The sequence below is a fragment of the Microbacterium sp. CH12i genome, assembly GCF_000685355.1.
In the GTDB taxonomy this organism is placed as follows: Bacteria; Actinomycetota; Actinomycetes; order Actinomycetales; family Microbacteriaceae; genus Microbacterium.
In genome coordinates this window covers 162,217-175,238 of record NZ_JHET01000008.1, presented here as the reverse complement: position 1 = coordinate 175,238, position 13,022 = coordinate 162,217, and the positions used below count along the sequence as shown (strand labels likewise).

Genomic DNA, 13,022 nt, shown 5'->3' with positions numbered 1-13,022 from the left:
CGGTCATGAACCGGATGCTGTTCCACCCGTTCCCGACCACCGTGTACGGTCCGGGGAGCGCTCCGGTGCCGTTGCCGGCATAGAGCGTGAGCACGCCGCCGCTGAGGCGCCGAGCACATCCTGGTTGCCGTCGCCCGTGTAGTCAGCGCCCGACGTCACATGCAGCATCCCGTACCACCCGGATCCGGGCGTGCTGTAGCCACCGAACCCGCCGCTGGTGTTCCCCGCGTAGTACTCGAGCACTCCGTCGCTGCGGGCGACGAGCATGTCGGAGCGGCCGTCGCCGTTGAGATCCGCGTGGGTCAGGTGCCGGTGGATTCCCCACGCACTCGTGACGATCGATCCCTTGAGGAACCCGCCGCTGCCGTTGCCCGCGAGGAAATGAAGGTCGCTGTCTGCGGCGACCCCGAGGAGATCGGCCTTTCCATCGCCGTTGTAGTCGCCCGAAAGCACGGGTGCGGGCGTAGCGGTGCTGAGCCCGGGGAAGCCCAGCGGGATCGTCGCGCCCCGCGCGATGGTGGATAGGCAGACGAAGCCCTGGTTGATCGCGGTGTAGATGGATCCGTTCCGCCACACCTCGAAGTGCAGATGCGCGCCCGTCGAGTTGCCGGTGCTCCCGACGACGCCGATCTGTTGGCCGCGCACCACTCGCGTGCCAGGGGCGACGGTTCCCGGCGCGACCATGTGGGCGTACCGGGTGGCATATCCGGCCGCGTGCTCGATGTCGACGTAGTTGCCGTAACCGTTGCTCCAGGTGCGCGTCGTGACGACCCCGTCGTACGCAGCAAGGATCGGCGTGCCCCCTTGGCCGGAGATGTCGATGCCGTCGTGATTGCGGTAGTCGGAGCGGCACCCGTCGCCCACCTTGGACTGGATCGTGCCCGATGCCGGGTAGATCATCTGACCGTCAGTAGCTGCCGATGCGGGGGGCGGAGGTGCGAACGAGGTCGCGATCGTCCCGACGAGCACTGCCACCGCGGCCAGCATCGCGACGCGCGCCAGACGCCATCGTGACGTTCGCTTCATGTCGAGTTATCTCCAGCTCAGCCGGCCCCAGGGACGCAGTGTCCACCGCCGTCACAATATCAGCGCGTGCGCGCTGGAGCGGGTTTCGAACAAGGTCTCGCGAGTCGGCGCAGCCGGCCACCAGGCCAAGGGAACACTCAGCCCGATGAGCGTACGAGGCGCATCTCGCAAGTCCAGGTCCCCGGCCGTGGTCGACAACGTCCGGGATCGAGAGCCGTTGCGATGAGTGGTGCGCTCTCCCGAGCGCTCAAAGGGGGTGGCTCAACGACGCGACGCCAGGAACCCGGGAAACCACACCACTCCCGGGGACGTCACCGATCTCGGCGGCCGACGCCGTCTCGATGTTCAGCAGCAGGTCGACATCAGTTGTCGGACGTGAAGCTTTCACTCCGGCACGCAGCGCGTGGACATGAACCATGAGGCCGCCAACGAGAACCCAACTGCCCTTCGGCAGGCCGGAGGCGAGCTCGAATGCAAGCGGCCATGGCGGTTCATCCGCAGCCAGCTCTATTGTGTGTGACTGGCCAGCCATTTGGTCCTCTTCTTTTCGAGCGCATCGATGCCTGCAGCGTGCACGCGCGAACTGTCACTGCGTGCTGCATCAGCGGCGATCAATGCCGCCGGGGTCTCCTCCCAAGGGAACAGGCCATCGCGGAACTGATAAACGTGCACCGTACCTTCATCGCTGCGGACCAGCATCGCGTCATCAATGAGATCCTCCATGGACGTATCTCGCGGATAGCCGTGAATCTCCGGCGACTGCCCTGCAAGGCTCTCGCCAGTCTCGGTGGTGAGGCGCTGAAGCGCGGACTCCGCGGTGAGATGCAGGCGCTCGAGTGCGAGTTGAGGATCGCGCGTCATGAATGTCTCCACGCAGACGGCGTGAGCGATAGCGCTGGAAAGTAGCTCGGCGTTGCGGCTGTGCAAGAGATTGCCTCGACGTGCGGGGAGGCTGGTTCCGTTGTCGAGTGCTTCGATCAGTGCGCGTGACGTTTGTGGCGTCATCGGCCGACCGCGTGCGGTAGTCAGAGCTTCGCGCTGTCGAACGGAGGCGGCTGAGACCAGCCAATCGCGCTGGACTTGGCGCCCATCGAGGAGGCGTTGGTTCAGCAACTGCACCACGCGACGCGGCGTAACACCGAGTAGCTGTGCTGCCTCATTCGTTGTCAAAAAGTTCAGGCTTAAACCTTCTGTGTGAAGAACTTCGAGCGTTGTCCCTGAGCGCCACGCAAGATTGTGCGTTATGAGTCACTTCGCCTTGTGTGCGTTATAAGTCACATGTAGAATTGTGCGTTACAAGTCACTTGTGAGGTGGAGATGGAAGTACGCGCTGCATCCGACTTCGGGGCACTCGTTGCTGAGCGCCGCGAAGGTCTGAGTCTGTCTCAAGCTGAGCTCGCGCGCCGCGCCGGCGTCACTCGCGAGTGGGTCGTGCGGCTGGAGAACGGGTCCACAACCGTCACGCTCTTCCGGCTCATGCGCGTTCTCCGAGAGCTCGGCCTCGTCGTCGACGTCAGCGAGGTCGACGATGTCGAGTGAACTGTTCGCGTATCTCGATGGCGAAGCGATCGGCGTCGTCGAGCAGTCGGCTGGCGGCGCCTTGTCATTCACCTACGACGCTGACTACCGGTCCCGGCGCGATGCGACCCCGCTCTCACTCTCCATGCCGCTTGTGCGCGCCGGGCACAAGAACAAGCCGGTGCGCGCTTTTCTGCAGGGATTGCTTCCCGACAGTCCGGGCCGGCTCGCGGAGCTCGGACGCGAGTATCGTGTCAGCGCCAGTAATCCTTTCGCGTTGCTTTCGCACATTGGTCGTGATGCGGCCGGTGCGGTGCAGTTGCTTCCGGCTGGTGAGGCGAGCGCTGACGCAGCCGAACGTCACGGCGATGTGAGAGAACTCTCCGACACCGACTTCGCGGAGCTCGTGGCGGATCTTGTTCGCAACGGTGATACCTGGGGGAGGCGTACGGATGACGCGCGCTGGAGTCTTCCCGGTGCGCAGCCCAAAGTCGCGCTGTTCCGCACCGAGCAGGAACGATGGGCGGTGCCGCAGGATTCGACACCGACCACGCACATACTGAAGCCAGCAGTCGCGCCCTATCCGGACCATCACATCAATGAGTTCATGACGATGGCCGCGGCGCGTGCGCTGGATCTTCGCGTCGCTGACGACTTCTTGGTAACCACCGAACGTGGTGACGCGGTGTTCGTGTCCACGCGTTACGACCGCCGGCTCGAAGAAGGGCGTTGGCATCGGCTCCATCAGGAAGACCTCTGTCAGGCGCTGAGCGTGCCGCCGGACATGAAGTATCAGTCCGAGGGCGGGCCAGGTATCGCCGCGATTGCCCGCCTCATCAACTCCCTGCCTGACGCCGAGGACCGGCGAGGCAACGCAAGGCAGTTCTACGAGGCTCTTGTGTTCTCGGTGGCGTCCCTCGGCACCGACGCGCACGCGAAGAACTACTCGCTTCTGCTGCGGCGTGATCGTGCCACACTCGCCCCGCTCAACGACCTCGGCAGCTACGCTCCGTACCTCGCCGCCGACGGCGGTAACCCGAAGCTCGCCATGTCGATCGAGGGCGAGGACAGCGTCGGACAGATCAGCCTCGATTCCCTGGTCAGGGTGGCGGCGCGGGTCGGCCTCGACCGCGATTGGGCTGAGGCGCGCGCCCATGAGATCACGGACGGCATCGTGATCGCCTACGCTGCGGCGGCGGATGCTGCGCGAGCGCAGCTCGGCGACGACCCGTTCGTCGGGCGGATGGTCGACAGCATCCATGAGTATGCGTCGTCGCGTGGCTGGAACGCGTGACGACCGGCCCCAGACTTGACCAAACGACCCCTCATCAGGGCAAAGCAAAACCCCCGCCATGTTAGAAGCTAGGCGAGGGTTTCTAGGATCACTGTAATGATGACCCGTGTGGCTCCGACGGGCGTCGATCCCGTGACCTCACGATTTTCAGTCGTGCGCTCTACCAACTGAGCTACAGAGCCGTGCGACACATCATAAATCTGCCGCATCTTAGACGAAAGGCCCTTTTCGAAAAAAGGGCCCGTCGCTTAGAGCGACCCTGACGGGACTTGAACCCGCGACCTCCGCCGTGACAGGGCGGCACGCTAACCAACTGCGCTACAGGGCCATGCTATTAAATTGTATCGGATTTGGAGTGACCCCAACGGGATTCGAACCCGTGCTGCCGCCGTGAAAGGGCGGTGTCCTAGGCCGCTAAACGATGGGGCCGAAGGGCGTCCCGGGGGACTTCCTTGCCGACGCTCAAGCATAAAGGATGATTTGGCCAAAACGCGAATCGAGGGCGCGCCGCCGTCGCGCCCGGGCGTTTCTGGGGGACGATGATCCCGAACCACTGTGTCCACGCGGTTTAATCCCGCTGTTGCGGATGTGACAGTTGTTGTTAGTGTGACATGTGTGAATCCGGCGGAAGGGGCCGTGTGAAGACGAGCAGTCGACGATGGATGCTGCGCTCGACGCAGGCGACTCCTGCGGGTGCGCGCCCAGCATCGCTGAGCGGCGTACCTTCTGGCAGAAGGGCACGGTCACGCGCCGCAATGCGCTCGGCATCGGCGCGCTTGGCGTCGCGGCACTGAGCGCGTTTGGCATCGGAGCGGGCGTCAATGCCGCATATGCCGCGACCTACCCGAGCTGGGACGACGTTCAGAACGCGAAGAACAACGAAGCCGCGAAGGCTGGCGAAGTTACTCGCATCCAGAACCTGATCAGCTCGCTCACTCAGCAGGTCGCCGATACGCAGGCTGCTGCAGAGCTTGCCGGTAACGAGTATTACGAGGCGCAGCAGGCGTACTTCGACGCGATCGCCAAAGCGAATGCGATTCAGGCTCAGGCCGATGAGCAGTCACTGATCGCGGACGAGTCGGCGCGCAAGGCCGGCCAGGTCGCCGCGCAGCTTTACCGCAACGGCGGTGACGATACCGCCCTGGAGCTTTTCTTCGCTGGATCGGCAGCGAACGCCGACGAGCTGTTGTCGCGCTTGGGCACGATGGACAAGCTCCTCGAATACAACCAGTCGGTCTACGACAACGCTGTCGCCGCCCGCAACTCTGCTCAGTCTCTCAGCGACCAGGCCGCCGTCGCCCGCACCGAGCGCGACCGTCTGCAAAAGGTCGCAGAAGAGAAGATGGTCGCCGCGCAGGCGGCCGCCGATGCGGCTCAGGCTGCGCTCGACGAGCAGACCGCCAACCTCTCCACACTCCAGGCGCAGCTCGCAGCGCTGCAGGATGAGACCACGAAGACCGTCGCCGGATACCAGGCTGGCGTCGCCGCTGAAGCCGCGCGCAGGGCTGCTGAAGAACAAGCACGACGCGCCGCTGAGGCGGCCGCAGCCGCAGCAGCGGCCGCCAACAACGGCGGTGGCGGCGGAGGTGGTGGCGGAGGAGATGGCGGCGGAGGCGGCGCTGTTGGTTCTGGCGGCTGGGTGCGCCCTCAGGGCGGATTCCGTAGTTCCGGCTATGGCGCGCGTTCGCAGCAGTGCAATTCCAACGGATGTTCGTCCAGTTACCACTACGGAGTTGACCTCGCAAACGGCTGCGGCGCGCAGATTTATGCCGCGCAGTCCGGAACCGTCGACTATGCGAGCTGGAACGGTGGCTACGGCAACTACGTCCGCATCGATCACGGTGGCGGGATCGGCACCGGTTACGGGCACATCAGCTCTTTCGCAGTGCGCCGCGGCGACTGGGTGAATGCTGGCCAGGTCATCGCATATGCCGGAAACACTGGCGGCTCGTTCGGATGCCACCTCCACTTCGAGGTCTACATCTGGGGCGAATACACCAACCCCATCTACTTCATGGCGGATCGCGGCGTCTCGGTCTGAGTCCGCTCATGTGCGAAGAAGCCCCCGGCCGCTTTAGGAGCGGAACCGGGGGCTTCTGACGTTAAGAAAAGCTCAGAGCAGGCTCAGTGACCCTGCTCGCCGACACGGGCGATTGCTTCGTCGAGGATGCGCTGCGCTTCGGCGGCGTTACCCCATTCGTCGACCTTGACCCACTTGTTGGGCTCGAGGTCCTTGTAGTGCTCGAAGAAGTGCGCGATTTCCTTCTTCGTGTACTCGGGCAGATCGTCGATGTCCTGGATGTGCGCCCAGCGCGGGTCTTTGGAAAGGACGGCGACGAGCTTGTCGTCGCCGCCAGCTTCGTCGCTCATCTTGAGTACAGCCACGGGACGTACCTCAACGACGACACCGGGAAAGAGCGCCTGGTCGAGCAGCACCAGCACGTCGAGCGGGTCACCGTCTTCGCCGAGAGTGTTGTCGAAGTAGCCGTAGTCGGCGGGGTAGCCGAAGGTCGTGTACAGGACACGGTCGAGGTGTACTCGGCCGGTCTCGTGGTCGACTTCGTACTTCACGCGGCTGCCGCGCGGGATCTCGATGACGGCGTCGTGTGCGCCCATACGTGTGCTCCTCAAGAAGAAAAAGGGGGTGGATGCCGGAAACCAGCTACCTGCGCCGCCGCAGGAGCAATTTCTCCAACGGTGTGGAAAAGGCGAGGAGCAGCAGGGCGAAGTAGCCGACCACGTGCACCCACGCAGCGATAGGAAGCGCCACGCAGAACAGGATGATCGCGGCGATGTCGCCGATTGCCCCGACCCAGAGCCTGTCGGCGGTGATATCGGTGAGCGTCGGATGCCGCATCAGATACAGCTTTCCGGAGAGCGTGGTGACCTGCGTCAGTATCAGCGTGCCGATGTAGAGGAATGCCTGCAGCGGATCAGCCTGCATCTGCCCGACCATCGCCGTTGGCACCGGGAGCCACACGATCGTCAGCATCCATGCGACGTTGACCCACAGCAACGACGAGGAAATCCGTTGCACGCGTTCGTAGGTGCGATGATGCTCCATCCAGAACAGCGCGATCAGGATGAAGCTGATGAAGAAGCTGACCAGCTGACCGCGATGTTCGAAAAGGAACTGCGCGGTCGTCGTTCCGTCGTCTCCTGCGTTCGATACGGACTCGAGTAACGGCAGGATTAGTAGAGTCATGGCAATCGCGACGACAGCGTCGACGAATGCCTTCAAGCGCTCGGGCGCGAACGTCGTCATCTCACTCACGCGCTCAGAGCTCATATCACTCATGCGCTCAGGATACGACCGAGATGACTGTGACCGATAGAGAGATCGCTCAGGTCATGTGCCGTATGCGTGTCCCGGGCGGGCGCGCGGATACCTTGCGCGGTGTTCTACCTTTGAGGGGTGCCGTCGCTCCCACCCGTCATCGCCGAAGTCCGTCTCGCCGTACGCGCCGCGCTGGCCAGACTCGCAGATGGTGCGACAGTCCTCGTCGCCCTCTCCGGCGGGGCGGATTCGCTCGCGCTGGCCGCCGCCACAGCGTTCGAAGCGCGATCACGTGCGATGAGGGTGGTGAGCGCTACGATCGATCACGGTCTGCAGGACGGGTCGGCGGATGTCGCCGCTGCAGCATCCGCGAAGGCTGAGAGGCTCGGCATCCGAGCGCTGGTGGAACGCGTGCAGTTGGGTGGCCCTTCGGCAGGCTTCGGGGCCGGTGGGCCGGAAGCGGCCGCGCGCGACGCGCGCTTCGCGGCGCTGCGAAAAATCGCCCTCACCGAGAGGGTAGATGCCGTGCTGCTTGGGCACACCCTCGATGATCAAGCCGAGACCGTGCTGCTCGGCCTCGCCCGCGGCTCCGGGGCCGCGAGCCTGCAGGGCATGGCCCCGGCGCGCAGAGACGATGACGAAACCCTTTGGCTGCGTCCTCTGCTCGGCGTACGACGCCAGACGACCAGGGCATTTTGCGCGGCATCCGAGCTCACGCCCTGGGATGATCCACACAACTTTGAACTCCGCTTCGCACGGGTTCGAGTGCGCGAACGGGTGCTTCCTGTGCTTGAGGAAGAGCTCGGCCCCGGCATCGCCGAAGCACTGGCACGAACTGCCGAGCAGCTGCGCGAGGATGCCGAGGCGTTCGACGAGATGATCCTCGAGACGATCGAAGACATCGTGGAGCACGCGGAAGCGGGAATCTCTGTCAGCGTCGCAGCCCTCGCAGCAAACCCCGCTGCGCTACGAAACCGCATCATCCGTCTTGTCACGCACAGCGAGTTCGGGGCGAGCCTCACCCGCACGCAGACTCTTGAAGTTGCGCGGCTCGTTACCGACTGGTCAGGCCAGGGGCCGATTGATCTGCCGAGTTGTACCGCGGCACGCCGTGACGGGCAGATTCACTTCGCTGCCCGCCATTGACGTCGTCGGGCGGAAACTACTTCTTGCCGCCGAGCAAGCCACCGAGAATGTCGCCGATCCCGCCGCCGGAATCGCCGGTAGAAGAGCCGCCCCCGAGGATGCCGCCGAGAATATCGCCGATCCCGCCGCCTCCGCCGTTTGAGCTGCCACCGCCGAGCAGGCCGCCGATGATGTCACCTATGCCGCCGCCGCTGGACTCACCGGACGCGGTCGCGGTTCCAGCCGACTTGTCCTTCGTCGCGTTGGCAATGAGGCCCATCACGATCGGGGCGAGGATAGGAAGAAGCTTGCCGAAGTCGATGCCGGCCGTCTCCTTCGACTCGGTGAGCTTGGCGGTCACCTCCTGCTTCTTGTCGCCGAGGACGTGATTTACGATCTTGTCGCCGTCGGCCTGGTCGATGTCGTCAACCTTCGCGGCGCCCGTTGAGCCCTGGTGCTTCTTCAGCGCGTTCTCGATCGCAGCAGAGCCTTCCTGGGTCTGGGCGTTCTTCGCGATTCCGCTGAGCAATACTGCGCCGCCCTGCTCAACGGCCGATTTTGCGACCTCGGGGGAGACCCCGAGTTTCGCCGCGATGTCGTCGATCGGGACCTGCTTGAGGATGTCGTCAAGAGCCATAGTGATTCCTTCCGTATGGGCCTGCGGCCAGTGCACATCACAGTAGTGCGGAAACCACAGGGTTCGTCACCTAAAATCAAAGCATGCGCGCGGCTGAGATTCAGGATGACCTTGCAGAAATTCTCGTCACAGAGGAGGAGATCAAGATCAAGCTCGATGAGCTCGCGGTCAGGGTCGCGGAGGACTACGCAGGCAAGGATCTGCTGCTCGTCGGCGTTTTGAAGGGCGCAGTGATGGTGATGGCTGACTTTGCCAGGGCGCTGCCGTTCCACGCGCCGATGGACTGGATGGCGGTCTCCAGCTACGGCTCCAGCACGAAATCCAGCGGTGTCGTGCAGATTCGTAAAGACCTCGACACCGACCTGCATGGCAAGCACGTACTCATCGTCGAAGACATCATCGACTCGGGCCTTACGCTCAGCTGGCTGCTGGAGAACTTCGAGTCCCGCGGGCCGGAATCGATCGAGGTACTGGCGCTGCTGCGCAAGCCCGAAGCCGCGAAGGTCGAGATCGACTGCAAGTACGTTGGCTTCGACATCCCGACGGAATTCGTTGTCGGCTACGGACTCGATTACGACGAGCGCTACCGCAACCTGCGTGACGTGGCAGTGCTCGCTCCGCACATATATTCCTGAGATCGGATGACGCGGCGTACGCCGTGGGCGAATCACAGCGGACCATAAAGTACGGCGCGATACGCTGAACGCATCATGGATGTGAAGAAGATCACCCGGAATCCGCTGCTCTACGTAGTGCTGATCGGTGTATTGCTGTTCGGCGGCTTCCTGCTGATCTCGAACCTCGGTGCCCCGAAGACGATTACGACCCAACAGGGGCTTGACCTCTTGTCGGGAACGACCGTGACTGAGGTGACCAACACCGACGGTGACCAGCGCGTCGACATGACACTGTCGAAGGCCTTCGAAGACTCGAAGACCGTGCAGTTCTACTACGTCGACGCCCGCGCAGACGAGGTCGTCAAGGCCATCACGGCGGCAGACCCGAAGGACGGCTTCAACGACGTCGTCCCGAGGGCAACCTGGTTCGACGGGTTCATCTCCCTTCTTCTTCCGCTGGTACTGCTCGGGCTGCTGTTCTGGTGGCTGCTCTCGTCGATGCAGGGCGGCGGCGGCAAGGTCATGCAGTTCGGCAAGTCCAAGGCGAAGCTCGTCAACAAAGAGACCCCGACGGTCAGCTTCGCTGACGTCGCCGGTGCCGATGAGGCCATCGAAGAGCTGCAGGAGATCAAGGAATTCCTTGAGGATCCCGCTAAGTTCCAGGCCATTGGTGCTCGTATCCCAAAGGGCGTGCTGCTGTACGGCCCTCCAGGAACAGGCAAGACGCTGCTTGCTCGCGCTGTCGCGGGCGAAGCTGGCGCCCCGTTCTATTCAATCTCCGGCTCTGACTTCGTGGAGATGTTCGTCGCGTCGGCGCCTCCCGTGTGCGCGACCTGTTCAACCAGGCCAAGGAACACGCGCCCGCGATCATCTTCATCGATGAGATCGACGCTGTCGGTCGCCACCGCGGTGCCGGCATGGGTGGCGGAAACGATGAGCGCGAGCAGACACTGAACCAGATGCTCGTCGAAATGGACGGTTTCGACCCGAACGCGAACGTCATCGTGATCGCGGCGACCAACCGCCCCGACATCCTCGACCCTGCTCTCTTGCGCCCTGGCCGTTTCGACCGTCAGATCGGTGTGGATGCTCCCGATATGAAGGGTCGCCTGCACATCCTTGAGGTGCACGCGAAGGGAAAGCCGCTCGCGCAAAGCGTCGACCTCGAAGTCGTCGCCCGCAAGACTCCGGGGTTCACCGGTGCCGACCTGGCGAACGTCCTCAACGAGGCCGCTCTGCTCACCGCGCGCTCGAATGCCCAGCTGGTCGACAACCGCGCACTCGATGAGGCGATCGACCGTGTCATCGCCGGCCCGCAGCGCCGCACGCGCATGATGAAGGACCGGGAGAAGCTCATCACCGCGTACCACGAGGGCGGACACGCGCTCGCCGCGGCCGCGATGAACTACACCGACCCGGTGACGAAGATCACGATCCTTCCGCGCGGCAAGGCCCTCGGCTACACGATGGTGATGCCGCTGGACGACAAGTACTCCGTCACCCGCAACGAGCTGCAAGACCAGCTCACGTACGCGATGGGCGGCCGCGTCGCGGAAGAGCTCGTCTTCCACGATCCCACCACCGGTGCATCGAACGACATCGAGAAGGCGACGAGCATCGCCCGCAAGATGGTCATCGAGTACGGCATGACGACCGAGCTCGGCCCGGTCAAGCTCGGCTCTGAGGGCGGTGAGCCGTTCGCGGGTCGCGACATGGGCCGCGGACGCGAATACTCGGAGGCAATCGCCGAGCGTGTCGACGCAGAAGTGCGGGACCTCATCGAACAGGCGCACAACGAGGCGTACGAGGTGCTCAGTGACAACCGCGACCTCCTTGACCGACTCGCTCTCGCGCTCATCGAGCAGGAGACGCTCGATCACAACCAGATCGCAGAGATCTTTACCGACATCCGCAAGCTTCCCGAGCGCCCGCAGTGGCTCTCCAGCGAAGACCGGCCGGTGTCGAGCCGTCCGCCGATCGAGGTCCCCAAGCGCATGATCCCAGCGGATGCCGCGGCCTCTGTCGAAGGTCCGGCGGATGCGACGGCATCCCGCGGCGCGACCAGCGGTGCACCCGCAACCGGGCAGGCCCGGCCGGCGACGGCCTGATCGTGGCTGTCGACAGGCGGCGTGTCGAGCGGCTCACGCGTGAGCTGCTTGAGGCAATCGGCGAGGATCCAGAGCGCCCGGGGCTGAAGCAGACTCCCGCTCGCATGGCCGATCTTTACTCCGAGTTCTTCGCCGGTGTCGGAGAAGATGCTGCGGCGCCGCTTGCGCGCACGATCAGCGTCTCGCGGGGGCCTGCGCCAGAGACTCTGCCCTCTGGCGCGGTGCTGTTGCGAGACATCCGTTTCCGCTCGGTGTGTGAACACCACCTGCTGCCGTTCGCGGGTCGCGCGCACATCGCGTACCTGCCCGGCGAGCAAGTCGTCGGACTCGGCGCTCTGATTCGGGTCGTCGAGACCCTCGCTACCCGTCCACAGGTGCAGGAGCGCCTCGGCGAGCAGATCGCTGACACCATTTCTGAGCATCTCGACACTCGCGGGGTCCTCGTCGTTCTGGATGCCACGCACGGCTGCGTCACGATGCGCGGCGGTCGCCAGCCCGAAGCATCCACCCTCACGATGGCCGCCCGTGGCATATACACCGAACCGGTCGCACGGGCAGAACTGGTCACACTCATCGGGACTTCGACAGGTTCAGCGGGCGCTCGATGACCGGGATCTGGGGCATCGTCAACGTCACTCCTGACTCGTTCAGCGACGGGGGTCGCTATTTTGACCCAGAGCGCGCCATCGCTCACGGACTCAGCCTCTGCGAGGATGGTGCGACTGTGCTTGACGTGGGTGGAGAGTCCACGCGACCGGGGTCCGAACGGGTTGATCCTGCCGTCGAAGAGCAGCGGGTGGTTCCGGTCATCCAGGAACTCGCTGCGCAGGGTATCCCGGTGAGCGTTGACACGCTGAATGCCTCGACGGCAGTAGCCGCCGTGCGCGCAGGGGCGCGGATCGTGAATGACGTCTCGGGTGGTCTCGCTGATCCGGAGATGCTGAGCGCGGTCGCCGAGTCCGGCGCGGACTTCGCCATCGGACACTGGCGGGGCCCCTCCGATGACATGTACGCGCTCGCCGAGTACAGCCGGGCCGCACGTGAGGTCGCGGGTGAACTCCGGGAGCGGATCGAGAAGGCAGCCGCAGCAGGTATCGCCCCTGCGCGACTGATCGTTGACCCGGGGATCGGCTTCGCCAAGGCGGGCGCGCAGAACTGGGACGTGCTGCGCGGCCTCGCTGACATCACGGCGCTCGGATACCGCGTGCTCATCGGCACTTCACGCAAGCTCTTTCTGGCAGACACCCTTCGACAGGCTCGGGGGCTGGGGGCTCTCGAGGAGATCGATGAGGCGCGGCGCGACCTCGCGACCGCCGTCACCAGCGCACTTGCTGTCCGTCACGGTGTCTGGGCAGTGCGCGTGCACAACGTCGCCGCCACCCGCGATGCGCTCGCGATCGCACATGCCTGGGAGGGCTGA

General features: G+C 64.2%; 13 protein-coding genes, 3 tRNA genes and 2 pseudogenes. 8 read left to right on the top strand and 10 right to left on the bottom strand.

The genetic code is table 11. From position 1 onward, the window contains the following. Nucleotides 1-3 precede the first annotated feature (3 nt). From DC31_RS11670 to DC31_RS11660, 4 genes and pseudogenes are all read right to left on the bottom strand, one after another. A complete protein-coding gene (locus DC31_RS11670; protein WP_235201460.1) occupies nt 4-1,026 on the bottom strand; it encodes a VCBS repeat domain-containing M23 family metallopeptidase in 1,023 nt (340 codons plus the stop codon). 165 nt (nt 1,027-1,191) lie between these two features. Next, nucleotides 1,192-1,287: pseudogene (locus tag DC31_RS18160) on the bottom strand (transposase); the annotation flags it as partial. Beyond that, nucleotides 1,274-1,558 carry a hypothetical protein gene (locus DC31_RS11665; RefSeq protein ID WP_036280214.1) on the bottom strand — a complete coding sequence of 95 codons (285 nt, stop codon included), beginning with the start codon at nt 1,556-1,558 and terminating at the stop codon, nt 1,274-1,276. The gene DC31_RS11665 and the pseudogene DC31_RS18160, both read right to left, overlap by 14 nt. Next, the gene (locus DC31_RS11660; RefSeq protein WP_036280211.1) at nt 1,534-2,196 is read right to left on the bottom strand and encodes a helix-turn-helix domain-containing protein; all 663 of its coding nucleotides are present in this window, start codon (nt 2,194-2,196) and stop codon (nt 1,534-1,536) included. Before DC31_RS11660 ends, DC31_RS11665 begins: the two co-directional genes overlap by 25 nt. A gap of 147 nt (nt 2,197-2,343) precedes the next feature. On the opposite strand from DC31_RS11660, the gene DC31_RS11655 reads away from it, so the two are divergent. Beyond that, the gene (locus DC31_RS11655; protein ID WP_036280208.1) at nt 2,344-2,565 is read left to right on the top strand and encodes a helix-turn-helix domain-containing protein; all 222 of its coding nucleotides are present in this window, start codon (nt 2,344-2,346) and stop codon (nt 2,563-2,565) included. Beyond that, a complete protein-coding gene (locus tag DC31_RS11650; protein ID WP_051606834.1) occupies nt 2,555-3,838 on the top strand; it encodes a HipA domain-containing protein in 1,284 nt (427 codons plus the stop codon). The genes DC31_RS11655 and DC31_RS11650 overlap by 11 nt, the downstream gene beginning before the upstream one ends. A 109-nt stretch (nt 3,839-3,947) precedes the next feature. Here the strand turns inward: DC31_RS11650 and DC31_RS11645 are convergent. The 3 genes from DC31_RS11645 to DC31_RS11635 form a co-directional block, all read right to left on the bottom strand. Beyond that, nucleotides 3,948-4,020 (bottom strand) — tRNA-Phe (locus DC31_RS11645). Between the two features lie 72 nt (nt 4,021-4,092). After that, nucleotides 4,093-4,166 (bottom strand) — tRNA-Asp (locus DC31_RS11640). Between the two features lie 28 nt (nt 4,167-4,194). Then, nucleotides 4,195-4,267, bottom strand: a tRNA-Glu gene (locus tag DC31_RS11635). Nucleotides 4,268-4,496: 229 nt separating this feature from the next. Here DC31_RS11635 and DC31_RS11630 point away from each other — a divergent pair. Next, nucleotides 4,497-5,879 (top strand): M23 family metallopeptidase, encoded by a 1,383-nt coding sequence (locus DC31_RS11630; protein WP_036280206.1) that lies wholly within the window; start codon nt 4,497-4,499, stop codon nt 5,877-5,879. An 83-nt stretch (nt 5,880-5,962) separates the two neighbouring features. Here the strand turns inward: DC31_RS11630 and ppa are convergent, their stop codons facing one another. Continuing rightward, nucleotides 5,963-6,454 (bottom strand): inorganic diphosphatase, encoded by a 492-nt coding sequence (gene ppa / locus DC31_RS11625; protein ID WP_036280204.1) that lies wholly within the window; start codon nt 6,452-6,454, stop codon nt 5,963-5,965. A 46-nt stretch (nt 6,455-6,500) separates the two neighbouring features. Next, nucleotides 6,501-7,136, bottom strand: a complete 636-nt coding sequence (locus DC31_RS11620; protein ID WP_036280202.1) for a TMEM175 family protein — start codon at nt 7,134-7,136, stop codon at nt 6,501-6,503. Nucleotides 7,137-7,253: 117 nt separating this feature from the next. Between DC31_RS11620 and tilS the strand changes: the two genes are divergently transcribed. Beyond that, nucleotides 7,254-8,261, top strand: coding sequence for a tRNA lysidine(34) synthetase TilS (gene tilS, locus DC31_RS11615; RefSeq protein ID WP_036280200.1), 1,008 nt, complete (start codon nt 7,254-7,256; stop codon nt 8,259-8,261). A gap of 16 nt (nt 8,262-8,277) precedes the next feature. Here the strand turns inward: tilS and DC31_RS11610 are convergent, their stop codons facing one another. After that, nucleotides 8,278-8,877 (bottom strand): DUF937 domain-containing protein, encoded by a 600-nt coding sequence (locus DC31_RS11610; RefSeq protein WP_036280198.1) that lies wholly within the window; start codon nt 8,875-8,877, stop codon nt 8,278-8,280. Between the two features lie 83 nt (nt 8,878-8,960). Here DC31_RS11610 and hpt point away from each other — a divergent pair, with 83 nt between their 5' ends. From hpt to folP, 4 genes and pseudogenes are all read left to right on the top strand, one after another. Beyond that, nucleotides 8,961-9,512: a hypoxanthine phosphoribosyltransferase gene (gene hpt / locus DC31_RS11605; protein WP_036280195.1), complete on the top strand. Its 552-nt coding sequence runs from the start codon at nt 8,961-8,963 to the stop codon at nt 9,510-9,512. A gap of 75 nt (nt 9,513-9,587) precedes the next feature. Beyond that, a pseudogene (gene ftsH / locus DC31_RS11600) lies at nt 9,588-11,602 on the top strand (ATP-dependent zinc metalloprotease FtsH). A 2-nt stretch (nt 11,603-11,604) separates the two neighbouring features. Next, on the top strand, nt 11,605-12,210 hold the full coding sequence (folE, locus tag DC31_RS11595) for a GTP cyclohydrolase I (protein ID WP_036280192.1): 606 nt from the start codon (nt 11,605-11,607) through the stop codon (nt 12,208-12,210). Then, entirely contained in the window at nt 12,207-13,022 is an 816-nt protein-coding gene (folP, locus tag DC31_RS11590) for a dihydropteroate synthase (RefSeq protein ID WP_036280189.1), read from the top strand. The genes folE and folP overlap by 4 nt, the downstream gene beginning before the upstream one ends.